The 24,361-nt window shown below is 70.6% G+C and carries 24 protein-coding genes; 10 read left to right on the top strand and 14 right to left on the bottom strand.

What is annotated here, in order from left to right; all coding sequences use genetic code 11:
* Nucleotides 1-79 precede the first annotated feature (79 nt).
* Together ABZX12_RS11260 and ABZX12_RS11255 are read left to right on the top strand one after the other, a co-directional pair.
* Nucleotides 80-1,810, top strand: coding sequence for an FAD-dependent oxidoreductase (locus ABZX12_RS11260; protein WP_355692079.1), 1,731 nt, complete (start codon nucleotides 80-82; stop codon nucleotides 1,808-1,810).
* Nucleotides 1,807-2,556: a methyltransferase domain-containing protein gene (locus ABZX12_RS11255; RefSeq protein WP_355692077.1), complete on the top strand. Its 750-nt coding sequence runs from the start codon at nucleotides 1,807-1,809 to the stop codon at nucleotides 2,554-2,556. Before ABZX12_RS11260 ends, ABZX12_RS11255 begins: the two co-directional genes overlap by 4 nt.
* On the opposite strand, the gene ABZX12_RS11250 is transcribed toward ABZX12_RS11255, so the two are convergent.
* The gene (locus ABZX12_RS11250) at nucleotides 2,507-3,415 is read right to left on the bottom strand and encodes a LysR family transcriptional regulator (protein ID WP_355692076.1); all 909 of its coding nucleotides are present in this window, start codon (nucleotides 3,413-3,415) and stop codon (nucleotides 2,507-2,509) included. The genes ABZX12_RS11255 and ABZX12_RS11250 overlap by 50 nt on opposite strands.
* A 72-nt stretch (nucleotides 3,416-3,487) precedes the next feature.
* Between ABZX12_RS11250 and ABZX12_RS11245 the strand changes: the two genes are divergently transcribed.
* Nucleotides 3,488-4,378 (top strand): EamA family transporter, encoded by an 891-nt coding sequence (locus ABZX12_RS11245; protein ID WP_355692074.1) that lies wholly within the window; start codon nucleotides 3,488-3,490, stop codon nucleotides 4,376-4,378.
* 385 nt (nucleotides 4,379-4,763) lie between these two features.
* On the opposite strand, the gene ABZX12_RS11240 is transcribed toward ABZX12_RS11245, so the two are convergent.
* From ABZX12_RS11240 to ABZX12_RS11215, 6 genes are read right to left on the bottom strand one after another with little or no spacing between them, the layout of a single operon-like run.
* The gene (locus ABZX12_RS11240; protein ID WP_355692072.1) at nucleotides 4,764-5,429 is read right to left on the bottom strand and encodes an NAD(P)-binding domain-containing protein; all 666 of its coding nucleotides are present in this window, start codon (nucleotides 5,427-5,429) and stop codon (nucleotides 4,764-4,766) included.
* Nucleotides 5,426-6,487, bottom strand: coding sequence for an LLM class flavin-dependent oxidoreductase (locus tag ABZX12_RS11235; RefSeq protein WP_355692070.1), 1,062 nt, complete (start codon nucleotides 6,485-6,487; stop codon nucleotides 5,426-5,428). The genes ABZX12_RS11240 and ABZX12_RS11235 overlap by 4 nt, the downstream gene beginning before the upstream one ends.
* Nucleotides 6,488-6,531: 44 nt before the next feature.
* On the bottom strand, nucleotides 6,532-6,870 hold the full coding sequence (locus ABZX12_RS11230) for a hypothetical protein (protein WP_355692068.1): 339 nt from the start codon (nucleotides 6,868-6,870) through the stop codon (nucleotides 6,532-6,534).
* 40 nt (nucleotides 6,871-6,910) lie between these two features.
* The gene (locus tag ABZX12_RS11225; protein WP_355692066.1) at nucleotides 6,911-7,777 is read right to left on the bottom strand and encodes an RNA polymerase sigma-70 factor; all 867 of its coding nucleotides are present in this window, start codon (nucleotides 7,775-7,777) and stop codon (nucleotides 6,911-6,913) included.
* Nucleotides 7,770-7,994: a hypothetical protein gene (locus ABZX12_RS11220; protein ID WP_355692064.1), complete on the bottom strand. Its 225-nt coding sequence runs from the start codon at nucleotides 7,992-7,994 to the stop codon at nucleotides 7,770-7,772. The genes ABZX12_RS11225 and ABZX12_RS11220 overlap by 8 nt, the downstream gene beginning before the upstream one ends.
* A complete protein-coding gene (locus ABZX12_RS11215) occupies nucleotides 7,991-8,737 on the bottom strand; it encodes an SDR family oxidoreductase (RefSeq protein ID WP_355692062.1) in 747 nt (248 codons plus the stop codon). Before ABZX12_RS11215 ends, ABZX12_RS11220 begins: the two co-directional genes overlap by 4 nt.
* A gap of 125 nt (nucleotides 8,738-8,862) precedes the next feature.
* Here ABZX12_RS11215 and ABZX12_RS11210 point away from each other — a divergent pair, with 125 nt between their 5' ends.
* A complete protein-coding gene (locus tag ABZX12_RS11210) occupies nucleotides 8,863-10,050 on the top strand; it encodes a low temperature requirement protein A (protein WP_355692060.1) in 1,188 nt (395 codons plus the stop codon).
* On the opposite strand, the gene ABZX12_RS11205 is transcribed toward ABZX12_RS11210, so the two are convergent.
* Nucleotides 10,040-10,603 (bottom strand): TetR family transcriptional regulator, encoded by a 564-nt coding sequence (locus tag ABZX12_RS11205; protein WP_355692058.1) that lies wholly within the window; start codon nucleotides 10,601-10,603, stop codon nucleotides 10,040-10,042. The genes ABZX12_RS11210 and ABZX12_RS11205 overlap by 11 nt on opposite strands.
* 88 nt (nucleotides 10,604-10,691) lie before the next feature.
* Between ABZX12_RS11205 and ABZX12_RS11200 the strand changes: the two genes are divergently transcribed.
* Nucleotides 10,692-11,606 (top strand): SDR family oxidoreductase, encoded by a 915-nt coding sequence (locus tag ABZX12_RS11200; RefSeq protein ID WP_355692056.1) that lies wholly within the window; start codon nucleotides 10,692-10,694, stop codon nucleotides 11,604-11,606.
* Nucleotides 11,607-11,654: 48 nt separating this feature from the next.
* On the opposite strand, the gene ABZX12_RS11195 is transcribed toward ABZX12_RS11200, so the two are convergent.
* Together ABZX12_RS11195 and ABZX12_RS11190 are read right to left on the bottom strand one after the other, a co-directional pair.
* Nucleotides 11,655-12,647, bottom strand: coding sequence for a Gfo/Idh/MocA family oxidoreductase (locus tag ABZX12_RS11195; RefSeq protein ID WP_355692054.1), 993 nt, complete (start codon nucleotides 12,645-12,647; stop codon nucleotides 11,655-11,657).
* A gap of 12 nt (nucleotides 12,648-12,659) precedes the next feature.
* Complete coding sequence (locus tag ABZX12_RS11190; RefSeq protein ID WP_355692052.1) at nucleotides 12,660-13,640, bottom strand: Gfo/Idh/MocA family oxidoreductase; 981 nt, start codon at nucleotides 13,638-13,640, stop codon at nucleotides 12,660-12,662.
* Nucleotides 13,641-13,817: 177 nt separating this feature from the next.
* Here ABZX12_RS11190 and ABZX12_RS11185 point away from each other — a divergent pair, with 177 nt between their 5' ends.
* The 3 genes from ABZX12_RS11185 to ABZX12_RS11175 are packed head-to-tail and all read left to right on the top strand — an operon-like array spanning nucleotide 13,818 to nucleotide 18,162.
* On the top strand, nucleotides 13,818-14,951 hold the full coding sequence (locus tag ABZX12_RS11185) for an ROK family protein (RefSeq protein ID WP_355692050.1): 1,134 nt from the start codon (nucleotides 13,818-13,820) through the stop codon (nucleotides 14,949-14,951).
* Between the two features lie 59 nt (nucleotides 14,952-15,010).
* The gene (locus ABZX12_RS11180) at nucleotides 15,011-16,744 is read left to right on the top strand and encodes a DUF4832 domain-containing protein (RefSeq protein ID WP_355692049.1); all 1,734 of its coding nucleotides are present in this window, start codon (nucleotides 15,011-15,013) and stop codon (nucleotides 16,742-16,744) included.
* 8 nt (nucleotides 16,745-16,752) lie between these two features.
* A complete protein-coding gene (locus tag ABZX12_RS11175; RefSeq protein WP_355692047.1) occupies nucleotides 16,753-18,162 on the top strand; it encodes a DUF4832 domain-containing protein in 1,410 nt (469 codons plus the stop codon).
* A gap of 83 nt (nucleotides 18,163-18,245) precedes the next feature.
* On the opposite strand, the gene ftsH is transcribed toward ABZX12_RS11175, so the two are convergent.
* Nucleotides 18,246-20,216, bottom strand: a complete 1,971-nt coding sequence (ftsH, locus tag ABZX12_RS11170) for an ATP-dependent zinc metalloprotease FtsH (protein ID WP_355692046.1) — start codon at nucleotides 20,214-20,216, stop codon at nucleotides 18,246-18,248.
* A gap of 58 nt (nucleotides 20,217-20,274) precedes the next feature.
* On the opposite strand from ftsH, the gene ABZX12_RS11165 reads away from it, so the two are divergent.
* The gene (locus ABZX12_RS11165; protein WP_355692044.1) at nucleotides 20,275-21,204 is read left to right on the top strand and encodes a nucleoside hydrolase; all 930 of its coding nucleotides are present in this window, start codon (nucleotides 20,275-20,277) and stop codon (nucleotides 21,202-21,204) included.
* A gap of 75 nt (nucleotides 21,205-21,279) precedes the next feature.
* Complete coding sequence (locus tag ABZX12_RS11160; RefSeq protein WP_355692043.1) at nucleotides 21,280-21,966, top strand: ATP-dependent Clp protease proteolytic subunit; 687 nt, start codon at nucleotides 21,280-21,282, stop codon at nucleotides 21,964-21,966.
* Nucleotides 21,967-22,082: 116 nt separating this feature from the next.
* Here the strand turns inward: ABZX12_RS11160 and ABZX12_RS11155 are convergent, their stop codons facing one another.
* The 3 genes from ABZX12_RS11155 to ABZX12_RS11145 form a co-directional block, all read right to left on the bottom strand.
* Nucleotides 22,083-23,048: a zinc-binding alcohol dehydrogenase family protein gene (locus tag ABZX12_RS11155; RefSeq protein ID WP_355692041.1), complete on the bottom strand. Its 966-nt coding sequence runs from the start codon at nucleotides 23,046-23,048 to the stop codon at nucleotides 22,083-22,085.
* Between the two features lie 9 nt (nucleotides 23,049-23,057).
* Complete coding sequence (locus tag ABZX12_RS11150) at nucleotides 23,058-23,420, bottom strand: hypothetical protein (RefSeq protein ID WP_355692039.1); 363 nt, start codon at nucleotides 23,418-23,420, stop codon at nucleotides 23,058-23,060.
* Nucleotides 23,421-23,493: 73 nt separating this feature from the next.
* Complete coding sequence (locus ABZX12_RS11145; RefSeq protein WP_355692037.1) at nucleotides 23,494-24,357, bottom strand: hypothetical protein; 864 nt, start codon at nucleotides 24,355-24,357, stop codon at nucleotides 23,494-23,496.
* Between the last annotated feature and the right edge of the window lie 4 nt (nucleotides 24,358-24,361).

Below are 24,361 nucleotides of genomic sequence, written 5' to 3'. Positions count from 1 at the left end.
GACCGGGGAGACAGTCACAGAACGCCACTCTGCGTTGTCCTGGTGGGTGAGGACATCCGCAGCGCACGAAGGAGAACAGATGAGCATCACCGAACAGCAGATCGCCACGTCGGTCCTGGTGATCGGAACCGGTGGTGCCGGCCTCCGGGCGGCGATCGAACTGGCCGAGCAGGGCGTCGAGGTTCTTGCCCTCGGCAAACGCTCGCGCTCGGACGCGCACACGTCGCTGGCGGCCGGCGGCATCAACGCGGCGCTCGCGACCATGGACCCGGACGACAGCTGGCAGCAGCACGCGGCCGACACCCTCCAGGAGAGCTACCTGCTCGCGAACCCGGTCACCGTGCAGGTCGTCGCCCAGGGCGCGGCCCGCGGGATCGAGGACCTCGAACGCTGGGGGATGCCGTTCGCGCGCGAGGCCGACGGGCGGATCTCGCAGCGGTTCTTCGGCGCGCACACCTACCGCCGGACCGCGTTCGCCGGCGACTACACCGGGCTGGAGATCCAGCGCACGCTGATCAACCGCGCGGTGCAGCTCGGCGTACCCATCCTGGACACCGTCTACGTGACCCGGATCCTGGTGAAGGACAACACGGTGTTCGGCGCCTACGGTTTCGACCTGACCACCGGACGGCGGTACGTGATCCACGCCGACGCGGTGATCCTGGCCGCGGGCGGTCACACCCGGATCTGGCGGCGGACGTCGTCGCGGCGCGACGAGAACACCGGCGACGCGTTCCGGCTGGCCGTGCTCGCGGGCGGTCGGCTGCGCGATCCCGAGCTGGTGCAGTTCCACCCGTCCGGGCTGATCGAGCCCGAGAACGCGGCGGGCACGCTCGTCTCCGAGGCGGCCCGCGGCGAGGGCGGCCAGCTGCGCAACGCGCTCGGCGAGCGGTTCATGTCCCGGTACGACGCCGAGCGGATGGAGCTGTCGACGCGGGACCGGGTCGCGCTGGCGGAGTACACCGAGATCAAGGAGGGCCGCGGGACGCAGAACGGCGGCGTCTGGCTGGACGTGTCGCACCTGCCCCGCGAGACGATCATGCGGCGGCTGCCGCGGGTCTACCAGACGCTGCTCGAGCTGCAGATGCTCGACATCACCAAGCAGCCGATCGAGATCGCGCCGACCGCGCACTACTCGATGGGCGGCGTCTGGGTCCGGCCCGAGGACCACGGCACCGGCGTCGACGGGTTGTGGGCGATCGGCGAGGCCGCGAGCGGGCTGCACGGCGCGAACCGGCTCGGCGGCAACTCGCTGATCGAGCTGCTCGTCTTCGGGCGGATCGTCGCCGAGGAGGCCGCGAAGTACTCGATCGGCCGGCAGGCCCAGCTGCGCTCCACGGCCGCCGTCGCCGAGGCCCGGGCCGAGGTCGACCAGTTGCTGACGAACGACGGGCCGGAGAACGTCCGCGCCCTGCAGCGCGCGCTGCGCGACACGATGACGGCGCGCGCCGGCGTGGTCCGCGACGAGGCGGGCCTGCAGGCCGGCCTCGCGGAGCTGACGGAGGTCGAGGAGCGGATCGCGCAGATCGGCGTCCACCCGGACATCGCCGGTTTCCAGGACCTGGCGCATGCGTTCGACCTGAAGGCGTCGGCGCTGGCCGCGCGCGCCACCCTGGACGCGGCGCTGGTACGGCGGGAGACCCGCGGCTGCCACAACCGCTCGGACCACCCGGACCTCGACGAATCCCTCCAGGTCAACCTCGTCTGGTCCGGCCCCGGCGCGGTCGAGAAGGAGCCGATCCCCCCGATCCCCGCCGAGCTGCGGCAGCTCATGCGCCACGTCTCGTCCGACGGCAAGCTCGTCGAATGACCGCGCCGGCGATGGTCGCCGAGTTCGACGACGTTGCCGCCTGGACCGCGGAGGCCGTCGAGCACCTCGGCGACCAGCACGCGATCCCGGCGGCCTGCCGCGGCAGTTCGAGCCCGGCCGCGCTCGCGTGGCTCGCCGAGGCCTGCGAGCTGTCGCCGGGCGACCAGCTCCTCGACGTCGGCGCGGGCTCCGGAGGCCCCGCGGCGTGGGCCGCCCGGCGCTTCGGCGTCCGACCGATCCTGCTGGAGCCGATGCCGTCCGCGGGCCGCGCCGCCGCACGCCTCTTCGGCCTGCCGGTCGTCACCGCCGACGGCCGGCACATCCCGCTGCGCGACGCGTCGATCGATGTCGCGTGGTGCCTCGGCGTCCTGTGCACGGTCGACGACAAGGCCGCCGTACTGCGGGAGATCCATCGCGTCCTCGGACCGCACGCATCCCTCGGCCTGCTCGTCGTGGTCGCGAACCGCCCCGTCCCGGACCCCCCGGACGGCAACCACTTCCCCACCCAGTCCGAACTCGCCGACGTCCTCGACCACACCGGCTTCGACCTCATCGAACAAACCGAACGCCCCGCCGCCGTTCCGCTGTCCTGGACCCGCCGCGCCGCCGAGGTCACCGCCCACATCACGGCCCGCTACCGAACCCACCCCGCCTACACGCTCGCCACCAGCCAGGACACCCGCCTCGGCCGCCTCTTCACCGACGGTGAGCTGACCCTGCAGCTCCTGCATGCCGTGAAGCGCTGAGCAGGCCGACGAGGAGTGCCAGCGGCGCCCAGCCGCCGCGGCCGCGGCGGGTCAGGGCATGGGCTCGCATGCGGGGTTCGGGATCGCGGAGGCGGCGCAGGGACAGGCCGGTGGCTCTGGCGTAGGTGGCGGGCATCAGGGCGACGCCGAGGCCGGCGGTGATCATCTCCTCGACGAGCTGGAGGCTGTCGGCGCGTTGGGTGACGCGGGGCTCGAAGCCGGCCAGGGCGGCGATGGTGCGGACGACCTGCTCGTCGGCGGTGTGCCGGGAGTTCACGATCCAGTCGCTGTCGGCGAACGCGGCGATGACGTCGACCGCCGTACCGGACGTACGCCGGGACCGCGACGGTACGGCGAGACTCCACGTGTTCTCCCACAACGGAGCGGCCTGGAGTGCGGCGTGCTGCGGCGCGGGCGCGAGGTTGTAGTCGTAGGTGAGTGCGAGGTCGACCTGGTCGCGCTCGAGCAACGCGATCGCCTCGGGTGGTTCCTGTTCCTGGATCGCCACCCGGACCGCGGGCGGCAGCTGCGGCACGACGGGCAGCAGTGTGTCGCGGATCGCGGTGTGGAAGGCGGCCACGCGGACGGTGCCGGTTGGTTCGGCGGACGGGTCGAGGTCGGCTCGGGCTGCCTCGTGGGCGGCGAGGATGTGGACGGCGTGCTCGGCCAGCCGGCGGCCTGCCGGGGTGAGGCGGACGCGGCGGCCGTCGGGCTCCAGCAGCGGTGTGCCGACTTCCTGGGCGAGTGCCGCGATCTGTTGCGAGACGGTCGACGTGGTGACGCCGAGCATGTCGGAGACGGCGCGCATCGAGCCCAGTCGGGACAGGGCGAGGAGGAGTTCGAGCCGGCGGACATCCATTCATCGATCATGAACGATCTGTCCAGGATTCTCACGTGGACGCGAACGAAATCCCGAGCTTGACTGGACGGCATGCGCACACGTGAGACCGGTATCGCCTTCGCGGTGCTGTCGATGACGCTGGTCCAGCTCGGACTGGCCGCCTCCGTCGGGCTGTTCGACCGGGTCGGGCCCGAGGGTGCGGCCTGGCTGCGTCTGGTGTGCGCCGGACTGATCGTGCTCGTGCTGTTCCGTCCCCGTCCGAGCTCGTTCGACCGGAACGCGTTCCTGGCGGCGATCGGCCTCGGCGTCGCCACGGCCGGTGTGACCTTGCTCTTCATGGCCGCCGCGGCACGCCTCCCGCTCGGTACGGCGAGTGCGCTCGAGTTCCTCGGCCCGCTGTCGGTCGCGGTCCTGCGGAGCCGCGGACGACTGGTCTGGCCGGCGCTGGCGTTCGCCGGCGTGCTGCTGCTGACCCAGCCGTGGCACGGGTCGGTCGACGGCCCCGGCGTACTGTTCGCGCTCGGCGCGGCCGCGTGCTGGGCGGCGTACATCGTCCTGACCCAGCACGTGGGCAGCAACGTCGCAGGCCTTCAAGGCATGGGCGTCTCGCTGCCCGTCGCCGCAGTCGTTGCCACGGCCGTCGCGGGGCCGGCCACGATCCCGGCCATGACCTGGCAACTGGTCGCCATCGGCTTCGGCTTGGCGCTGCTGCTGCCGGTGATCCCGTTCAGCCTGGAGTACTTGGCGCTGCGCCGCCTGGACGCCGGTGTCTTCGGCACACTGATGAGCCTCGAACCGGCCCTGGCGCTGCTGATCGGCTGGCTACTGCTCGGCCAGTCCCCCACGCTCCTCCAGGCGTTCGGCATCGCCTGCGTGATCGCGGCCGGCGTCGGCGCGGAGAGAGCCGTGGGCCAGCGCCGCGAGCAGACCGAGCATGACCAGACCGACAACGCCGTGGTACCACTGCCAGCCGATGCCTAGCCCGACGAACCCGTCGAGCACCAGCACCACCGCTCCGGCGCCGACGCCGACCGCCAGCAGCAGAACGCCGCCCAGCAAGAGCTTCCGCGGCACCCGGCGGCCGAACGAACTCACCGTGGCCAGGGCCAGGGCCGCACCGGCCAGGCCGGAGAGCGCGGCGAGCGCCTGGGCCGGCGCGGGGTCCAGAAAGTACGCCTCCGCGGCGTCGGGCGGGACGATCGGGCCGGACGGGAATCCCAGCCGGCCCTCGACCGCGAACACCGCCTTCCCGACGGCGTAACCGATCATCAGCACCGCAACGCCGTACGCCGGTATCCTCCGCATGCCCCCACCGTAGGAGTTCGTCCGCCGCGCGAACTCCCTCCTGCGGGTGATTTTGCTGGGCCTAGGCGGCCGCGCGGGCTCGGGCTACTTCCTGGCCCCGGACGGTTTCGGGGTAGCGGGCGAGCATGGCGCGGAGTTCGTCCGCGTCGACGTTGGCGCCGAAGGGTTCCGTGCCGGGCTCCAGACGTTTGCCCTCGGCGAGCGGTCCGGCGAGCACCGGGTCGAAGCCGAGCGCGTTGACGATCTTCGCGACCTCCTCCGCATCGGCCTGCTCCCCCGCGACGGCGATCGCCTTGCGGTGCGCTGCGTGGGCGCCTTCGTCGAGGTCGTGGTAGCCCATGTGGTTGAACGCCTTCACGACGCGGGACTCCGGCAGGAACCGCTGGACGATCTCCGACGACGACGTCCGCGGGTCGGTGAGGTCGTCGCGGATGCCGTCGACCTCCCACCAGTAGTTCATCGCGTCGACGACCAGCTTGCCGCGCAGTGCCTCGACCGGGATCGTCGGGTGCTTGCCCAGCGGCAGCGCGAGGATCACCACGTCGGCCTCGGCCGCCGCCTCCGCCGCGGTCACCGCCACGGCGCCGGGCGTCACCACCTCGACGATCAGCGCGATCTTCGCCACGTCACCCGACCCGGCGATCAGCACCCGGTACCCGGCCGCGACGGCGAGCCGCGCCAGCACCGTCCCGACCTTGCCGGCCCCGAGAATCCCGATCGTCGTCATTCGGACTCCGCCAGGATCTCGCGGACCAGCGGGATCACCTTCGTGCCGTACAGCTCGACCGCCTTCAGCCGCGCGCTCGACGGCAGCGGACCGCCCGAGTAGATGAGGTCGAACCGCTCGACCCCGAGCGCCTTGACCGCGCCCGCGATCCGGCGCGCCACGGTCTGCGGCGAACCGACGTACATCGATCCGTGCAGCACCTCGGACTCGAACTCCTCCCGCTTCAGCGGCGGCCAGCCGCGCAACGCGCCGATCCGGTCCCGCATCACCTTGTACGGCGCGTAGTAGATCTCCTTGGCCTGCTCGTCGGTCTCCGCGACGAACCCCGGCGAGTGCATGCCGACCGGATGCGCGACGGTCCCGAACTGCTGGGCGGCCCGCTTGTACAGGTCGATGTACGGCGCGAACCGGTCCGGCGACCCGCCGATGATCGCCAGCATCAGCGGCAGTCCGTAGTACGCCGTACGCACCACGGACTGCGGCGACCCGCCGACCCCGACCCACGTCGTCAGCCGGCCGGACTCCGTCTTCGGGTAGACCTCGATGTTGTCCAGCGCCGCCCGCACGGTGCCTTCCCAGGTCACCGGCTTCTCGTCGAGCAACTGCACGAACAACTGCAGCTTCTCCTCGAAGAGCTTGTCGTAGTCGGCCAGGTCGTAGCCGAACAGCGGGAACGACTCGGTGAACGAACCACGCCCGAGGATCACCTCGGCGCGCCCGTTCGACAGCGCGTCGACGGTCGAGAACCGCTGGAAGACCCGCACCGGGTCGTCCGAGCTCAGCACCGTCACACCCGACCCGAGCCGGATGTTCGAGGTCTGGGTCGCGATCCCGGCCAGCACCGTCTCCGGCGTCGAGATCGAGAACTCCGGGCGGTGGTGCTCGCCGAGCGCGATCGCGTCCACACCGATCTGGTCGGCGAGCACCGCCTCGTCCACCACCTGCCGGATCGCCGCGGCGGCCGTCACCGGCGCACCGCTGTCGTCCACCGGGATGTCGCCGAAAGTATCGAGTCCGAAGGCCAGTTCGGCCATCTCCGCACGCTCCTGTCCACTCACGCACCAAGTCTAGGTTGACATGTCAACGCCAGACCGGCAGGGGTTCATTCCCCGGTGCGCCAGTGCCGGAGTTTGTCCGGGTTCAGCACGATCCAGACCGCCGACACCTTCGGGCCGGTGACCTTCAGGCTCATCACGGCGACCACGCTGCCGACCGCCCGCAGCACGACACCCGGCTCGCCGTTGACCGCCTCGACGGTCAGCACGGTCTCCGGGCCGACCAGCTCCGTCACACACCGCGCGACCTGGTCGGCGCCGCGGATCGGGTCCAACGCGGCCGCCACCCGGCCGCCGCCGTCGCTGACCGCGACCACCTCCGGCGCCAGCAGACTCCGGAGCGCCCCGGCGCTGCCGGCCCGGCACGCCGTCGCGAACCGGTGCACGACGGCATGATCGCCTCGCCTGAACAACGTCACCTCCTGCTCAAGCGACCGCGGTGAGTTTCGCCGGGTTCAGCTGCCACAACACCTCGTCGATCCCTTCGGTGGACGCGGTCACCGTGCACACCGCGAACACCTCGCCGTCGCGGCGCAGCATCGCCACCGCGCGGCCGTTCGCCGTACCGAACTCCACGTCGACGCCGACCCAGAACCGGGTGTGGAACGCCCGGTGGTACTTCGCCACCCGCAGCCGGCCGACCACCGGGAACCTCGACGCGCGGGCCGCGCCGCCGCCGTCGGAGTAGCTGATCGCGTCCTTGGCCAGCAACTGCTCGAGGACGGCGAGATCACCGGAGCGCGCCGCCGCGACGAACGCCGTCAGCAGCGTCTTCTGCTGGTCTCCGCTGACCTCGGTCCGGCGTTCGGCCCGGATCCGCTTGCGGGCGCGACTGACGAGCTGCCGGACGGCGGCCTCGGACGTCTGCAGCATCGCGGCCAACTCGTCGTACGGGTAGTCGAACGCCTCCCGCAGGATGTACGCCGCACGCTCGGTCGGCGACAGCCGTTCGAGCACGAGCAGGACCGCGAAGCTCAGCGCCTCCCCGTGCTCGGCGCCGAGATAGGGATCCGCGCTGGTGTCGACCGGTTCGGGCAACCACGGCCCGACGTACGTCTCCCGGCGCGCCCGCGCGGACTGGCTCGCGTTGATCGCGAGCCGCGTCACCGCCGTTGACAGATACGCGACCGGGCTCTGGACCGTACTGCGGTCCGCGGCCTGCCAGCGCAGCCACACCTCCTGAACCAGGTCCTCGGCCTCGGCGTGGCTGCCCAGCATGCGGTACGCGATCCCCATCAGGCGCGGCCGCACCTGATGGAAGACCGCGACCGCGTCGTCCAGATCCTCAGTCATCTGCCGGAGGATACGGCCCGGGCTCGCCCTCCAGCGCCTCGATCGCGCTGTGCAGGCTGTTCAGGTCGGCCGCCTCGGCCTGCACCTCGAACGGATCCATCAGCCACTCCTCGGGCGACTCGTCCTCGGGCGGCGTCCCGGCCGCATTCAGTCGGATGTCCGCCTCCACCTCGACGTCGAGCTCACGCAGGAACTCGGACTCCGGTACGCCGGTCATTGCGCCGCGTACCAGTCCGCGTAGTGCAGCTCGCCCAGTGTGGCCGCGCCGAGCGGGACCAGGCTGCGCTCGGTGAGCTCGGAGCCGAAGTACCGCGCGTGCACGTCGGAGACGACCTCGCGGGTGTCGCCGCGCTCGGCCAGCGCCTTGCGGATGAACTCGTCCATCCGCACCTCGTCCGGCCCGGCGATGTCGATCCGCGTGTTCAGCGGCTCGCCGACCGCGGTCCGGCCGAGGATCTTCGCGACGTCCTCGGCGGCGATCGGCTGCCAGGCGACCGGCGCGATGTGCACCTTGCCGTCCTCCTGGGTTCCGGAGTCGGCGGTCGCCGGCACGAACTCGAAGAACTGGGTCGCGTGCACCAGCGAGTACGGAATGCCCGAGGCCTTGATGAGCTCCTCCTGGGCGATCTTCGCGGCGAAGTAGGCGTTGTCCGGCATCCGCTCGGTGCCGACGATCGAGATGCCCACGTGGTGCCGGACACCGGCCTCGTCCTCGGCCTGCAGCACGTTCGCGGTGGACGTCTTGAAGAACTCCATCACCGGCCCGGCCTCGAACGACGGCGAGTTGGCGACGTCGACGACCACGTCGGCGCCCTTCAGCACGTCCGCCAGGCCTTCGCCGGTGATCGTGTTGACCCCGGTGCTCGGTGCGGCCGGGACCGCCTCGTGGCCGTGCTCGGTGAGCTTCGCCACCAGCTTCGTGCCGATCAGGCCGGTGCCGCCGATCACGACGATCTTCATCGCAGATCCCCTTCGATTGTCTTGAGCTGTCATCAGGTAAGACAGGGCACCCCCGGAGCTTGTGACAGTCACATCCGCGACTGCTGCCCTGTCTTGTCTGTGACGTCAGCTGAGAGGAGAGGCAGTTGCCGAACGCCACGGTCCGGATCCGGGTACGGATGACGGCGCGACCGATCGACGAGCCGCACCGGGTCGCCAGCCAGCTCGAGCTGCTCTTCGACCTGACCTTCGTGGTCGCGGTCGCCGCGGTCACCGAGCAGTTCGCCCACACCATCGCCGAGGGCCACGCCGGCGACGGTGTGCTGCCGTTCCTGCAGGTGTTCTTCGCGATCTGGTGGGCGTGGATGAACTTCACCTGGTTCGCGTCGTCGTACGACACCGACGACGTCACCTACCGGATCCTGACCATGGTGCAGATGGCCGGAGTGCTGCTGCTCGCCGCCGGCGTCCCGGCCGCGGCGGACCACGGCGACTACCTGATGATCACCTCGGGGTACCTGGTGATGCGGCTCGGGCTCGTCTCGCTCTGGCTGCGCGCGGGTCTCGAGGACCCTGCGTCGCGGCGGACGGCGTTCCGCTACGCGATCGGGATCGGGGCACTGCAGATCGGCTGGTTCGGCCGGCTGTACCTCGCGAACACCGGCGCGTCCGACGCGGTGCTGCTCGCCGCCTTCGTAGCCCTGGCGATCCTGGAGCTGTCCGTACCGCTGTGGGCCGAGCGGCCGCGGGCGACGCACTGGCATCCGCACCACATCGCGGAGCGGTACGGACTCTTCACGATCATCCTGCTCGGCGAGGCGGTGCTGGCCTCGTCCAACGCCGTACGCCGGGCGGTCGCGGAGACCGACGTGAACGCCGAGCTGGTCGCGGTCGCGGGCTGCGGCCTGGTGATCCTGTTCGCCTTGTGGTGGCTGTACTTCCTGCATCCGGCAGGTCCGCGGCTGGAGGACCGACGGAATCGCTCGTACCGCTGGGGCTACGGCCACTACGGCCTGTTCGCCTCACTCGCCGCGCTCGGCGCCGGCCTCGAGGTCGCGGTCGAGCAGACCGGTCATGAGCTGCACCTGTCCCCCACCGGCGCGAGCTACGCGGTCGCCGTACCGGCCGCGTCCTTCATCGCGTTGCTGTGGGGCGTCCACCGAGCCATCGCCGACATCTCCCGGGTGCACCTCGGTACGGCGGTGGCGGGCATCGCCGTACTGCTCGTGCTGCCGCTCGCGACGCCGGCGATCGGACCGGTCGCGGACCTCGCGCTGATGGCCTTGACCTGCGTCGGCGTCGTCGCCGTCGCCTCGTGGGACGCTAGGCGGTGAGGGCGGACAGCGTCTTCAGCGTCGACCGGATGACGTCGGCGATCGGTACGTCGTCCGGCGCGGCGATCCAGCGCTCGAACGACACCCGGAACACCGCGACCCCGGTCTCGGCCGCCAGCGCGGCCACGTCCGGGTCGACGCCGCGCGCGAGCAGGCCGTCGGTGAGCGATGTCGTCATCGACGCCATCTTGATCAGCTCGCGCTCGCGCAGCTCCGGCGTCGACGCGATCACGGCGGCCCGGCGGCGCGAGTAGTCCCGGCGGAGGTCGTCGAAGAACTCGGCCGAGGCCAGGACGGCGGCCGTCACGGCCTCCATCGGGGACGCGTCCGCGGGCGCCGCCGCGAGTGCGGCGGCCATGTCCTGCCCGAGCAGCTCGGATCCGGCGAACAGCACCTCGCGCTTGTCCGCGAAGTGCCGGAAGAAGGTGCGCGCGGTGACCCCGGCCCGGTCGGCGATCTCGGCGACGGTCGTGCCGTCGTACCCGCGCTCGGCGTACAGCGCCATCGCCGCCTCGCGCAGCCGCCCGGCCGCATCCGGTTCCCACCGTCCCATGACATCGATCCTAGCCGATGTCATCGAGTGACATCAGCGTGTAGGATCGGCGATGTCAGTCAGTGACATCACCGGAAGGAACCTTCTCATGCGCGTCTTCATCACCGGAGCCTCCGGCCACCTCGGCTCGGCGGTGGTCCCGGAACTCCTGCACAACGGTCACCAGGTCCTCGGCCTGGCCCGCTCCGACGAGTCGGCGAAACGGCTCACCGACCTGGGCGCCGAGGTCGTCCGCGGCGACCTGGCCGACCTCGACCGGCTGCGCGCGGCAGCGGCGGCGGCCGACGGCGTCGTACACCTCGCGTTCCGCCACGACCTGATGGTCGCCGGCGATCTGGCCGGCGCGGCCGAGGCCGACCTCGCGGCGCTGCGCGCAGTGGCCGACGGACTGGACGGCACGAACAAGCCGCTGGTCAGCACGTCGGGCACCGGCATGCTGGCCGGATTCGTCCAGGGCCGTCCGGGGACCGAGGCCGACTTCTCCCCCGCCGGCGGATACCGCATCGACGCGGAGAACCTCGTCGTCGCACTGGCCGATCGGGGCATCCGCTCGTCGATCGTCCGGCTTCCCCAGGTGCACAGCGAACTCGACCACAACGGGTTCGTCCCGGCGCTGATCCAGTTCGCCCGGCGTAACGGCTTCGCGGCGTACGTCGACGACGGCGCGAACCGCTGGCCGGCCGTCCACACCCTCGACGCCGCGAGGCTCTACCGCCTGGCGCTCGAGTCGGCGCCCGCCGGTTCGCGCCTGCATGCCGTCCACGACGAGGGCATCGCCTTCCGCACCATCGCCGAAGCGATCGGTCGCGGCCTGGACGTTCCGGCCCGCTCGATCACCGCCGAGCAGGCGCCCGAGCACCTCGGCTTCCTGGCCGGCTTCGCCGCCATGGACAACCCGTCCACGGCGACCCTGACGGGCGAGCTCCTCGACTGGCACCCGGCCGAGCCCACCCTGCTCGACGACCTCGCCAAGCCGTTCTACTTCGAGGACACCTCCCGGTGACCTTGGACAAGTCACGACCTGTGCAAGGTCCCGGCGAGGTGTGGCTGGCTACACCTTGAGGACCGGCGCGACGGTCTTGGACTTCGAGCCTTCGTACGCCGCGAGCAGGATGCCGAGGACGGCGATGCCCTCCTCCTCGGTGTGCAGCGGGCGCTGCTTGCCGAGCAGCGAGTCGGCGAAGTGGCCGATCTCGGCGACGAACGTGTCGACCGGCTCGAACTCGAAGGTCTCGGTCTCGCCCGACCGGAGGCTGTAGGACAGCGTCGTACCGTCACTGGTCAGCGAGCCGAGCTCGCCGACGGCCGAGAACCGCTCGGTGCCGGCGGCCGGCTGGTACGCCCAGCTGGTCACCAACTGGCCCACGACCCCGTTGTCGAACCGGATCAGGACCTGGGCGGAGTCCTCGCCCTCCATGAACTTCAACCGGTGCGTGGAGAGCATCGCGGTCGCCTCGACCGGCAGCCCGCCGGCGAGGTGCAGCATCAGATAGGTGGGGTGGTACCCGGTGTCAATGAGCTCGCCACCGCCGCTCGTCTTGCTGCTCGCCCGCCAGCCCATCGACGTCGGGTCGAAGTCGTTGTAGAAGCTGTCCGTCGTCCGGACCTCGTACACCGTGCCGATCGTGCCGGCCTGCAGCAGCTCCCGGGCCTTCGCAACGGCGGGCATGAACAGCTGGTTGTGCGCACACATCAGCGTCACGCCGTTCTCGGTCACCGCCTTGCGGACGTCTGCCGCCTCCTCGGCGGACAGACACAGCGGCTTCTCGCAGAGGATGTGCTTGCCCGCCTCGGCCGCCGCGACGATCGCGTCCCGGTGCAGATGGTGCGGCAGGCAGATGTCGACCGCGTCGAGATCCTCGCTCGCGAGCATCTCGCGATAGTCCGTGTACGCCGTGGCGTCCAGCTCCGCGCCGCGCTTCTTGGCCGTCTCCTCGACGGCGTCCGCGACCGCGGTCACCGCGATCCGGTCCGCGTGCGCCCGGTACCCCTTGATGTGCGCCGAAGCGATGCCCCCGGCGCCGATCAGCCCGACCTTGATCATGCCGTCGTCCTTTCAGCTGTAGGAGATCACTCGGTTGGACTCGGCCGCCGCGTTCGCCGCCACCACCAGGCGGCTCAGCTCGACGGCGCGCTCGATGTTCTCGTCGGCACGGGTGTCGTTGACGATGTGGTCGACCCACTGCGCGAACGGATCCGGCGAGTGCTCAGGCACCTCGACCTGCTCGCCGTTCACCAGGAGAACGTTCCCGCGGTCGGTGTAGGTGAGCGTGCCCTCGGTCCCGAACAGCTCGATCGTGAACGGGTTGTTGCTGGCGAACCCGGCCTCGATCACCCCGATCGTCTGGTCGCCGTACCCGGCCACGACGACCGCGTTGTCCTCCAGCCCGCGACCGGCCACCGAGCGGTACGTCGCGCTCACGGTCTCCGGCGTCGCGCCGAGGAACAGCTGGGTCAGGTACACCGGGTGGCAGCCGAGGTCGGTGAGCGCGCCGCCGATCGCGGCCTTCGGCTCGAAGAACCGCTGCGGCAGCCAGCCCTCCTTGCCGTCCCGCCCGATCGCGCCGTCGTGCGAGAGCCGGACCCGGCCGTAGGTCAGCCGGCCGAGCGTCCCCTTGTCGAGCACCTCCCGGATCGCGGTCGTGTAGCCGTGCGCGAGCCGCGGCAGCGAGACCGTCAGCTTCACCCCGGCGGCGTCGGTGGCGGCGACGATCTCCTCGGCCTCGGCGACCGTCGGCGCGAGCACCTTCTCGGTATAGATGTGCTTACCGGCCTGGGCGGCCTTGACCATGATGTCGCGGTGCACGTCGGTCGGCGTCGTGATCACCACGCCGTCCAGGTCCTCGCGCGCCAGCAGCGCGTCGAGGTCGCCGGTGAACTCCACACCGAACTGGTCGGCACCGGCCCGGCCACGCTCGGCGTCGTCGTCCCAGACGGCCACCAGCTCCGTCCCCGGGTGCGCCTGGGCCTGCCTGGAGTAGTCGCCGGCATGGACGTGCCAGAAGCTGAGCGTCGCGATCTTCAGCGGATTGGACACGCGGGTCCTCCTCAGTGGAAACCTTCGGAAACGTTTCGGATCGAGCGTCGGCAGATCACGGTACAACGTTGTCATCGGTGCGCAACAGACCCCCGGCGCGCCCGTTCACACGGTGAGACCCGCGCGCAATCGGGATGCTTATAGTTATCCAGGACTCCCGGAGAAGTGAGGTGGCTGATGAGCGAGGAATCGGTCGGCGGGGACCTCTCGCGGCTGCGCCAGCTCAACGCCGCCGCCGTGCTGCGGGAACTGCGCGGCGACCAGCCCCTGACGCTCACCGAGTTGTCGAAGCGAACAGGTCTGTCGCGCGCTTCGACCGAGGACGTCGCGCGGGACCTGCTCGGCCGCGGCTGGCTGACCGAGGTGGCCCCGGCGTCCGGGTCGGTCGGGCGGCCCGCGCGGCGGTACCGGTTCAACGCGGGCGCCGGGCGGTTGCTCGGGATCGACATCGGCGGGCACAAGGCGCTCGCCCTGGTCACCGACCTCGACGGCGAGGTGATCAGCCAGAGCCGGATCGAGATCGCCGCGGAGGCCGGGCGGCGGCAGCGGCTCGCGGCACTGGACCGGTGCGTGACGAAGGCGCTGGCGGGCGCCGGCGACGGGCAGATCTGGGCGACCGGGGTGGCGACCACCGGCCTGGTCGACGGGACCGGGAAGGTGATGCTCTCGGACTCGTTGCCGGAGTGGAGCGGGGTCGATCTGGCCGCGCAGGTCCGGCGCCTGGTCCCCGGCCCCGTCCGCGTGGAGAACGACTGCAAGCTCGCCGCGCTCGCCGAGACCTGGCGCGGCGTCGCCCGCTTCGCCAAGGACGTGGTCTTCCTGCTCGCCGGCCTGCGCACCGGCGCCGGACTGATCATCGACGGCAAGCTCCACCGCGGCTTCGCCAACTGGTCCGGCGAGATCGGCGCCCTTCCGGCCGCCGGCTGGCAACAAGCCCCGCAACACCTGCACGACTGGCTGGAGAACAGCCCCGCCACCGCGGCGAGCGGCGGGTTCGAGCGGGTGTTCGTGGCCGCTCGCGCGGGCGACGCGGCGGCCCTGGCGGCCGTCGACGCGTACGTGCGGGATCTGGCGGTGGGGGCCTCCGCCCTGGTGCTGACACTGGACCCGCAGTTGGTCGTGATCGGGGGTGGGTTCTCGCGGTCGGCGGACGTGATGGTGGCGCCGTTGCGGCGCGAGCTGGACCGGTGGTGCCTGCGGACGCCGGAGATCCGGGTGTCCGCGTTCGCCGACGAGGGTGTCGCGCTGGGCGCCGTCCGGCTGGCGCTCGACGAGGTCGAGTCGACCATCACGACCGGGCTCAGGCCTTGACATAATTTTCCTGGACTCCATGATTATCCCCATCGCCACGCCCAGCGAGAGGAAGCATCATGATGCGTCCGTTCCGTCTGCTCACCGTCGTCGCCACCGCGGGTGCCCTGCTCGCCGCGGTGCTCACCTCCCCCGCCCAGGCCACCATCAGCGGCGCGACCGCGACCAACACCGCGACCACTGTCACCTACCGCTTCTCCTACACCGGCACCCCGCAGTTCCTCCGGGTGTACGTCGACACCGACCGCAACCCGTCGACCGGATTCGCCCAGGGCGGCACCGGCGCCGACTACCTGCTCGAGAACGGCAGCCTGTACCAGCACACCGGGACCGGCTGGAGCTGGACCCTCGTCCGCTCTGTCACCTTCGGCAACACCGGCGGCGTCGCGCAGTGGACGGTCGGACGCGCGGACCTGGGCGAGACCGCCACGCCGAACGACGCCGACCTGATCTTCCAGGCCGAGGCCCCGCTCGAGACGTCCGCCAAGTACACGCAGGTCTACACCGCCGGCAGCGGCGGAGTGACCTACACGCCGTCGACCGACAACTTCGCCAACCCGGAGCGCGGCTTCTATCACCACACCGGCGACTGCGACAAAGCCGACTTCTCCCAGTCCACCCTGCAGAGCTACCGCACCAGCCAAGGCATCTCGCTGGTGATGTGCGTCTTCTACCTGGCCGAGTACAAGAACGGCCCGATCGCCCAGGCGGCGCTCGACCAGCTGCAGCAGCAGCTCGATACCGTCCGCGCGGCCGGCCTCAAGATGGTTCTGCGCTTCGCGTACACCACGTCCACCAGCGGCGACGACGCGACGAAGGACCGTGTCCTGGCGCACCTCGACCAGCTGGCGCCGTACCTCGCGGCCGGCAAGGACGTGATCGCCGTCGTCCAGGCGGGGCTGATCGGTGCCTGGGGCGAGTGGTACTACACGCAGAACTTCGGCAACGCCGGCGTCGTGTCGGCGACGGACTGGGCGAACCGCAAGGCAGTGACGGACAAGCTGCTCAGCGTCGTGCCGTCGACCCGGATGGTCCAGCTGCGGACGCCCAAATTCAAGCGCACCCTCTACTCGACCACCCCGGTCCAGCCCGGGGACGCGTACAACGGCTCGGCCCTGTCGCGCATCGGTCACCACAACGACTGCTTCCTCGCCAGCGCCGATGACTTCGGCACGTACGAGAACCAGTCCGTCGAGTACCCGTACCTGCAGTCCGACACGACGTACGTCGCGATGGGCGGCGAGACCTGCGCCGTGAACGCGCCGCGCTCGCAGTGCCCCACGGCGACCAGCGAGCTCGCGCAGTTCCACTGGTCGTTCCTCAACACCGACTACGAGCCCAACGTCCTGAGCTCATGGAACTCCGGCGGCTGCCTGGCGACCGTCAGCAAGAGCCTCGGTTACCGCTTCCGCCTCGAATCCGGCACCTACCCGTCGACGGCCTCACCCGGCGGCACCCTGCCGGTGTCGTTCACCGTCCACAACGACGGCTACGCGACGCCTTTCAACCCGCGCAACCTCGAGCTGGTGCTGCGGAACACCTCCACTGGCAGCACCTACAAGCTCCCGATGACGTCAGACCCGCGCCGCTGGACCGCGGGGACCTCGACCACGGTGTCGCAGACACTCACCGTGCCCGCCACTCTTCCGGCAGGTTCGTACGCCCTGCTGCTCAACCTGCCGGATCCGCTTCTGTCCACTCGCCCCGAGTACTCGATCCGCCTCGCGAACCAGAGCACCTGGGACGCGGCGACCGGGATGAACTCGCTCCTGCACACCGTCAGCATCAGCTAGGAGACGACATGAGACGAAGGCTCGCTGCCGCCGTGTGCGCGATCGGCCTGCTGCTCCCCGCCCAGCAGGCGCTCGCAGCACCGACCAGCACGCACACCTACACGACCAGCGACGAGGTGATCGCCAACCCCGAACGCGGCTTCTACCACCACACCGAGACGCATTACCGCCCTGGTGGTAATGGCGGCACCGGGTACGTCCCGCTCGACCTCACCACCCTGCGCACTTTCCGCACCCAGGAGAACATCACGCAGATCCTGCGCGTGTTCTACCTGGAGAAGTTCGCGAGCCAGGACGCGATCGACAAGCAGTACCTCGACCTGGTCCGCGCCGACTTCCGCACCGCCCGGGCGGCCGGCGTCAAGGTGATCGTGCGGTTCGCGTACGCGCTGCCCGGTGCGGGCTGGCCGCCGCCCACGCCGTACGGCGACGCGCCGGTCGCCCGCGTACTCGAGCACATCCAGCAACTCACGCCGGTCCTGCGCGACAACGCCGACGTGATCGAACTCGTGCAGTCCGGCTTCGTCGGCCTGTGGGGCGAGGGCTACTACACCGACCACTTCAGCGACCCGCAGGACCCGAGCCGGGTCTCGGACCAGAACTGGGCCGATCGCAAGGCGGTGACCGACGCGCTGCTGAAGGCGCTGCCGAAGGACCGGATGATCCAGGTACGCACGCCGTACATGAAGCAACGGATGTACGGCGTACCGACCGGCACCGCGGGCGGCCTGACCGCCGAGCAGGCGTACGACGGTTCGCCGGTGGCCCGGATCGGCCACCACAACGACTGCTTCCTGGCCAGCCCGGACGACTTCGGCACCTATCTCAGCGACCCGATCGAGCTGGACAAGGACTTCGTTGCCCAGGACACCAACTACGTGCCCGAAGGCGGCGAGACCTGCGCCGTGAACCCGCCGCGCTCGGAGTGGGACTCGGCCGCGGCGGAGCTGGCCCGGCTGCACGTGTCGTTCCTGAACACCGACTACAACAAGGACGTGCTCGGCAGCTGGGGCCCGAACATCGAGGTGGCCAAGCAGAAGCTCGGCTACCGGTTCGCGCTCGACCAGAGCACGGTCACGACCCGGCGCGGAACGGTCCAGGTCGACCTGCAGTTGCGCAACGACGGCTGGGCTGCCCCGTACAACCCGCGTCGGGTCCAGCTGATCTTCCAGAGCGCGAAGCACACCTACAAGGTCGACGTCCCCGCCGACCCGCGCCGCTGGGGAGCCGGTACGACGACCTCCCTCAATTGGAAGGTCGCCGCACCGCCGGTGCCCGGCAAGTACCAGCTGATGCTGAACCTGCCGGACCCGCGCTTGTCCACGCACCCCGAGTACTCGATCCGCCTGGCGAACAACGGGATCTGGCAGCCGAGCAGCGGCTACAACGACCTCCAGCAGACCGTGACCATCGGCTGAGACAAGAAATGGCGGGTTGAGACCTGTTATTACCTGTCTCAGCCCGCCATATCCTGTCTCAGGTCCCCTGCAGCTAGTGCTAGCTAAGTGCGGGATCCGTGGGTGATGCCGGCGGCGGCGTAGGCGTCGGCCTCGTCGAGGGTCTCGTGTTCGAGGAGCTGCTCGGCGATCGAGTCGAGCTTCGGGCGGTTCTCGCGGAGCAGGCGGCGGGCCTCGGCGTAGCACTGCTCGATCAGGCGCCGGACCTCCTGGTCGACGCTGTTCAGCAGCTCGTCGGAGACTCCGGCCATCCGGGCGTCGCCCTCGGACGGCAGGACCGAGACCGGGCCGATCAGGTCGGACATACCCCAGCGGCCGACCATCGACCGCGCGATCCGGGTCGCGGTCTCCAGGTCGCTCTCCGCGCCGGTGGTGACGACGCCGAGCACCTCCTGCTCGGCCGCCATCCCGCCGAGCGCGCCGATGATCCGGCCGCGCAGGTAGTCCACGTCGTACCCGTAGCGGTCCGACTCCGGCGTCGACAGCGTCACGCCGAGCGCCCGGCCGCGCGGGATGATCGACACCTTCCGGACCGGGTCCGCGCCCTTCTGGATCATGCCGAGCAACGCGTGGCCGCCCTCGTGGTACGCCGTCCGCCGCCGCTCCTCCTCGGGCATCACCACGTTGCGCGCCGTGCCGAGCTGGACCTTCTCCAGCGCGTCGGTCAGGTCCCGCTGGGTGATCTGCGACTCGCCCTGCCGGGCCGCGGCGAGCGCGGCCTCGTTCAGCAGGTTGGCGAGGTCGGCGCCGGTCATGCCCGGAGTGGACCGCGACAGCGCCGCGAGATCGGCGTCGGCGGCCAGCGGCTTGCCGCGCGCGTGCACCTTGAGGATCGCCTCCCGGCCCGGCTGGTCCGGCGCATGGACCGTGATCGTCCGGTCGAACCGGCCGGGACGCAGCAGCGCCGGGTCCAGGACGTCGGCGCGGTTCGTCGCCGCCAGCACCACGACGCCCTCGGTCCCGGAGAAGCCGTCCATCTCGGTGAGGATCTGGTTCAGCGTCTGCTCGCCCTCGTCGTGCCCGCCGACCGACCGGGCGCCGCCGCGGGCGCGGCCGATGGTGTCGATCTCGTCGATGAAGATGATCGCCGGCGCGACCTTCCGCGCCTCGCCGAACAGCTCCCGCACCCGGCTCGCGCCGACGCCCACGATCATCTCGATGAACTCCGAGGCGCTCGCGGAGAAGAACGGGACGCCGGCCTCACCGGCGGTCGCCCGCGCGAGCAGCGTCTTGCCGGTGCCGGGCGAGCCGGCCAGCAGCACGCCCTTCGGCGCCCGCGCCCCGAGCCGCCGGTACTTGTCGGGGTCCTTCAGGTAGTCCACGACCTCTTCGATCTCGGCCTCGACCTCGTCGATGCCCGCGACGTCGGCGAACGTCACCCGGACGCTGGTCGGGTCGACCGGCTTCTTCTGCTGGCCGCTGCCGCCGAGCAGGCCGCCCAGCCCGCCGCCGGCCCGGCTGCGCCGGAACAGCCAGAAGTAGAACGCCGCGATCAGGATGAACGGGCCGAGCGAGATCAGCAGGTTCCACAGCACACCGCGCTGCGCCACCACCGGCGTCGCCCGGACCGTGGCGCCGCCCTTCTGCAGGTCGCCGTACAGGTTGTCGTTGGCGAACGTCGGCCGCTCGGTGGTGAACTTCGTGTACGTCTCGCCGCTCTTGCCCGGCACCTCCGCGGCCTCCTTCAGCCGGCCCTCGATGGTGTCGCCGCGGGAGAAGATCTCGGCCACGTTCTGCTTCTGGACCTGCGCGGTGAAGTCGGTGTAGGCGATCGTCTGCTCGCCGCCGGCCAACTGGTCCTGCATCGTGGTGAGCAGGAAGAGCACCAGGTACCCGCCGACGATCCACGCGGCCCACTTCCACCACCGCGGCCGGCGCGGCTTGTCGTCGCCGTGCCCGGCCGGCAGCCCCTCGGTCCGCCACGGCTTGTGCGGCGGCCGCTGCGATCCGTTGCTCTTGCGGTCGGCCTGGTCGGGACCGGACTCGTCCTTCGCCGGCGGCTCCTTGTCGCTCATGAAGCCAAACATAGGTGCTGGATCAGCCGGGCCCTAGCGACAACTCATACCCTGGCGCATGGTCACACCTCTGATCCTCGACTGCGACCCGGGCCACGACGACGCGCTGGCGATCCTGCTCGCGGTCGGTGATCCGGCCGTCGACCTGCTCGCCGTGACGACCGTCGCCGGCAACCAGACCGTCGAGAAGTGCACGGTGAACGCGCGGCGAGTGCTCTCACTGGCCGGGGTCACCGACGTTCCCGTCGCCCGGGGCGCCGACCGGCCGCTGGTACGGCGGCTGCGGATCGCCGACGACGTCCACGGCGCGACCGGGCTCGACGGCCCGGCCTTCACGGGCGAGCCGTCGGTGCCGGAGTCGCCGTACTCGGCGCACGAGCTGCTGGTCGACGTACTGCGCTCACGGCCGGCGACGATCGTGGCAACCGGGGCGTTGACGAACGTGGCGCGGCTGCTCGCCGAGGAGCCGTCACTGGCCGGCAACATCACCGAGATCGTGTGGATGGGCGGGTCCACGGAGCGCGGCAACATCGCGCCGCTCGCCGAGGCGAACGCGTTCGTGGATCCGGAGGCGGCAGATCTGGTGGTGCGGTCGGGCGTGCCGTTCACGATGTGCGGGCTGAACGTGACACATCAGGCGCTGGTCACCGACGACGTCCTGGCGCGCCTGGAGCGGATCGGGACGCCGTTGGCGCGGGTCTGCGGCGAGTGGATGACGTTCTTCGCCTCGACGTACCGCGATCTGTTCGGCTTCGAGGCGCCACCACTGCACGACCCGGTCGCGGTGGCGCGGGTCATCGACCCCACGATCGTGCACTGCGTCGACGCCAACCTCGTCGTCGAAACCACCGGCGAGTGGACCGCCGGCGCCACGGTGGTGGACCTCGACCGCTACACCGGCCGCCCGCCGAACGCCCGGATCGCCCTCACCCTCGATCGAGAAGCCTTCTGGGACCGCGTCGTCACCGCGATCACCACCCTCGGCTGATCCGTCTGCTGACAGCGGAACCCCTTCACCCCGGTCCTCCGCTGCTCCAGGCTGGAGGTGTCGAGGAGGACACACATGGATGCAGAGAACCGGACGATCACTCTGAGCAGCACCGGCATCCCGGGGCCGGGCGTGCCGGGGCCGGGACGGCCGTGGCCGAAGATTCCCGGGGTACCCGGAGTTCCGGAGCGGACGGCGCCGCAGCCGATTCTGCCGTCCTGGTACGAACCGACGTCGATCTCGCTGGAACGGGAGCTCACCGACCGGCTGCTGGCGGAGCGGGTGATCCTGGTCGGCGGGCGGCTCGACGACGCACTGGCGAACCACGTCGCCTCGCAGCTGCTCCTCCTGGATGCCCAGAGCAACGACCCGGTCAAGCTCCACCTGTCCGCGCCGGACGCCGACCTGGACGCGGCCCTGTCCGTGGCCGCCGCGATCGACCTGATCAGCGCCCCGGTCCATGTCGTTGCCCGCGGCACCGTCCGCGGCGCGGCGATCGCCGTCCTCGCCGCCGCAGCTCAGCGTGAGGCCCACCGGCACACGATGTTCGTGCTGTCCGCGCCCCACTTCACCGCCGACGGCACCGCCGACGAACTGGCCGCCGTCGCCGAAGAACACGAGCACCAGACCGCCCGCCTCCGTGACCTCATCGCCCAGGCCACCGCTCGCCCCGCCGACGAGATCGCCGCCGACCTCGAGCCCGGCCGAGTCCTCACCGCCGAGGAAGCCCGCACCTACGGCCTCATCACCAACCTTCTCTGAGTACGCCGGCCGCGCAGCTCAACAGTACGTATACGACTACCAGCCGCACTCCGCCCGCGGAGCGCCCGCCACGACGACCGCCAGTGGACATATACGTACTGTCGCCCTGCAGACCTTCAGGTGATGGTGAGGACCAACCGGCCGGCGGTCCTGCCGGTGGACTGGCGGGTCCAGGCGGTGGTGACGTCGGCGAGGGTGACGGTCTCGTAGGCGACGGTGATCGCACCGACCGCGGCGTGCTGGAGAACGGCGGTCAGCGCGTCGCGGCGCTGGTCCGTGGTGAGGGCGTTGTTCGTGTAGCCGAGCACGCTCGCTGTCCTGCTCCGCAGGACGGACGACGAGAAGACCGCCTCGTCACCCGACGAACCACCGAGATTCACCAGCCGGCCGCCCGGGGCGAGGACCCGCGAGGCAGCGGTCGCCGCGACGCCGAACACCGGATCGATCACCACGTCGTACGTCGGATCCCCCAGCAGTCTCGTCAGCTCGTCGGCATCCGGGCTGAGCGCGACCACCTCGTCCGCACCCGCCGCCAACGCCCGCTCCCGGGACGCGTCCGACCGGACGACGGCGACGACCCCCGACGCCCCGAGGACCCGCGCGGCCCCGATCGCCACCTGCCCGACCGCACCGCCGCCGCCCAACACCAGGACCCGCTCCCCCGCCTGCATCCGGGCCCGCCAGGTCAACGCCATCCACCCGGCGACCCCGGACAACCCGATCGCTGCCACCGCCGCGTCCAGCACCGGCACGTCCAGCGCCACCAGATCCTCGTCCGGTACGGCGGCCCGCTCCGCGAGACTCCCGTCGCCCGCCGTCATCCCGGCCGAGGTCGCGAAGAAGACCCGGGTGCCCGCGGGGACCGTCGACGACTCCTCGACCACGCCGACACCCTGCACACCCGGGACGTACGGAAGCGCCGGCGGGCCGAAGTACGACGTACCGGAGGCGCACAGCAGATCGAGCGGAACGATCGGGGCCGCGGTCACCCGGACGATCGAGGAACCCTCACCGGCCACCGGGTCGGGGTGTTCGGCATGCGACGGCGGCTGGCCGTGGGTGTGCAGGACTGCGGCGCGCACGCGGACTCCTCAGGTAGCGATATCGGGATACGGCAGGGCGTATTGCTGCTGCAGAGCCCGACCGTACGCCTTCTGGTATTCCAGGGGGCCGTGATCCCGCTCGAACATGGCGATGAACAGCGTCAGCGTGAGGAACGGATGCGCGCCCAGGCCGAACAGTGCGAGGTGGTCGTGCTCACGCAACGCCTTCCGCTCCGCGTCGGTGAACGCGAGCCAGGTGGATTTCTCCGCGACCGCGCAGTTCAGGATCTCGTTCGCCTTCTCCCGCTCCCACCAGTCCACCGTGCCGGCGGGATCCTCGCGGTAGCGCTCCACCAGCTCCGGGTCCCGGTCGACCGTGTAGAGGAACTTGTCCAGCAGGTACTTGCTCATCCGCGTCCTCGCTTCGCTCCGGGCGCGGCTGAGCAGATGCTGCTCTGCTTGATGGTGAACTCGCTCCGCTCCTTCACGTCGGCACCCCGTTCGGGTACCAAGTGAAATACGCCTCCATCGTATGGAACAGGTCGAGCGAGTCCACGTGGTCCGCCTTCGCGCCGGCGCCCGCGACGCCCATCATCAGCATGAAGTCCATGAAGCCGTGCGTCGCATTGCCCGGCAGATGCAGGCTGTCCAGCGTCACCTCGGACAGGCAGCCGTCGATGTCCCCGCTCGCGATCCAGTCCACCGCCTTGCGGTCGAACTCCGGGTCCGGGCCGTGCTCGCCGAACTGCCGCGGCCCGCCCAGTTCGAGCGACAGGTGGCCGGTCCCGATGATCGCGACCCGCTTGTCGATCGGCCACGACTCCACCAGCCGGCGGATCGTCCGGCCGAGCTCGACGAACCGGCCGGGCCGCGGCAGCGGGGGTGCGAAGATGTTGGTGTAGATCGGCACGATCGGCAGGTCCGCGTCCGGGCGCAGCGTGATGATCGGGCAGGTGATGCTGTGGTCGATTCGCAGTTCGTTGCTGAAGGCAAGGTCGAAGCCGGCGTCCAGGCCGTTGCGCAGGATGTGCCCGGCGAGCTGCTCGTCGCCGGCCAGCCGCATCCGGGGCAGGCCGAACTCGCGCTCCTCGTTGTACCAGTTCGCGTCGAAGTACGGCGCCTTGCCGACCAGGAACTGCGGCATGTTGTCCAGCCACAGCTGGTGGAAGTGATCACTGCCGACCATCACCAGGATGTCCGGCCGCGCCTTCGTCAGGGTCTCCCGGAAGGCCTCGATCTTCGCGACCCACTCATCGGCGAACGGCGGGCGGTCGGCGCCGGTGGCGGTGCTCGCCCGGTAGTAGAACGGGTGGTGCGTGGAGGCGATCACCGCGGCGACTGTGGCCATCTGG

Origin of the sequence: Kribbella sp. NPDC003505 (genome assembly GCF_040610875.1) — a bacterium.
Classification (GTDB): Bacteria; Actinomycetota; Actinomycetes; order Propionibacteriales; family Kribbellaceae; genus Kribbella.
Note: the sequence above shows the minus strand (reverse complement) of the source record. Positions and strands in the feature narration are given on the sequence as shown.

What these genes read in the sequence shown, in the direction of transcription:
- ABZX12_RS11245 (WP_355692074.1), top strand. Translation starts at nt 3,488, where the DNA reads ATGCGCACACGTGAGACCGGTATCGCCTTCGCGGTGCTGTCGATGACG.
- ftsH (WP_355692046.1), bottom strand. Translation starts at nt 20,216, where the DNA reads ATGAGCGACAAGGAGCCGCCGGCGAAGGACGAGTCCGGTCCCGACCAG.
- ABZX12_RS11180 (WP_355692049.1), top strand. Translation starts at nt 15,011, where the DNA reads ATGATGCGTCCGTTCCGTCTGCTCACCGTCGTCGCCACCGCGGGTGCC.
- ABZX12_RS11185 (WP_355692050.1), top strand. Translation starts at nt 13,818, where the DNA reads ATGAGCGAGGAATCGGTCGGCGGGGACCTCTCGCGGCTGCGCCAGCTC.
- ABZX12_RS11260 (WP_355692079.1), top strand. Translation starts at nt 80, where the DNA reads ATGAGCATCACCGAACAGCAGATCGCCACGTCGGTCCTGGTGATCGGA.
- ABZX12_RS11205 (WP_355692058.1), bottom strand. Translation starts at nt 10,603, where the DNA reads ATGGGACGGTGGGAACCGGATGCGGCCGGGCGGCTGCGCGAGGCGGCG.
- ABZX12_RS11240 (WP_355692072.1), bottom strand. Translation starts at nt 5,429, where the DNA reads ATGACGACGATCGGGATTCTCGGGGCCGGCAAGGTCGGGACGGTGCTG.
- ABZX12_RS11200 (WP_355692056.1), top strand. Translation starts at nt 10,692, where the DNA reads ATGCGCGTCTTCATCACCGGAGCCTCCGGCCACCTCGGCTCGGCGGTG.
- ABZX12_RS11220 (WP_355692064.1), bottom strand. Translation starts at nt 7,994, where the DNA reads ATGACCGGCGTACCGGAGTCCGAGTTCCTGCGTGAGCTCGACGTCGAG.
- ABZX12_RS11175 (WP_355692047.1), top strand. Translation starts at nt 16,753, where the DNA reads ATGAGACGAAGGCTCGCTGCCGCCGTGTGCGCGATCGGCCTGCTGCTC.
- ABZX12_RS11145 (WP_355692037.1), bottom strand. Translation starts at nt 24,357, where the DNA reads ATGGCCACAGTCGCCGCGGTGATCGCCTCCACGCACCACCCGTTCTAC.
- ABZX12_RS11255 (WP_355692077.1), top strand. Translation starts at nt 1,807, where the DNA reads ATGACCGCGCCGGCGATGGTCGCCGAGTTCGACGACGTTGCCGCCTGG.
- ABZX12_RS11160 (WP_355692043.1), top strand. Translation starts at nt 21,280, where the DNA reads ATGGATGCAGAGAACCGGACGATCACTCTGAGCAGCACCGGCATCCCG.
- ABZX12_RS11215 (WP_355692062.1), bottom strand. Translation starts at nt 8,737, where the DNA reads ATGAAGATCGTCGTGATCGGCGGCACCGGCCTGATCGGCACGAAGCTG.
- ABZX12_RS11225 (WP_355692066.1), bottom strand. Translation starts at nt 7,777, where the DNA reads ATGACTGAGGATCTGGACGACGCGGTCGCGGTCTTCCATCAGGTGCGG.
- ABZX12_RS11195 (WP_355692054.1), bottom strand. Translation starts at nt 12,647, where the DNA reads ATGATCAAGGTCGGGCTGATCGGCGCCGGGGGCATCGCTTCGGCGCAC.
- ABZX12_RS11250 (WP_355692076.1), bottom strand. Translation starts at nt 3,415, where the DNA reads ATGGATGTCCGCCGGCTCGAACTCCTCCTCGCCCTGTCCCGACTGGGC.
- ABZX12_RS11165 (WP_355692044.1), top strand. Translation starts at nt 20,275, where the DNA reads ATGGTCACACCTCTGATCCTCGACTGCGACCCGGGCCACGACGACGCG.
- ABZX12_RS11150 (WP_355692039.1), bottom strand. Translation starts at nt 23,420, where the DNA reads ATGAGCAAGTACCTGCTGGACAAGTTCCTCTACACGGTCGACCGGGAC.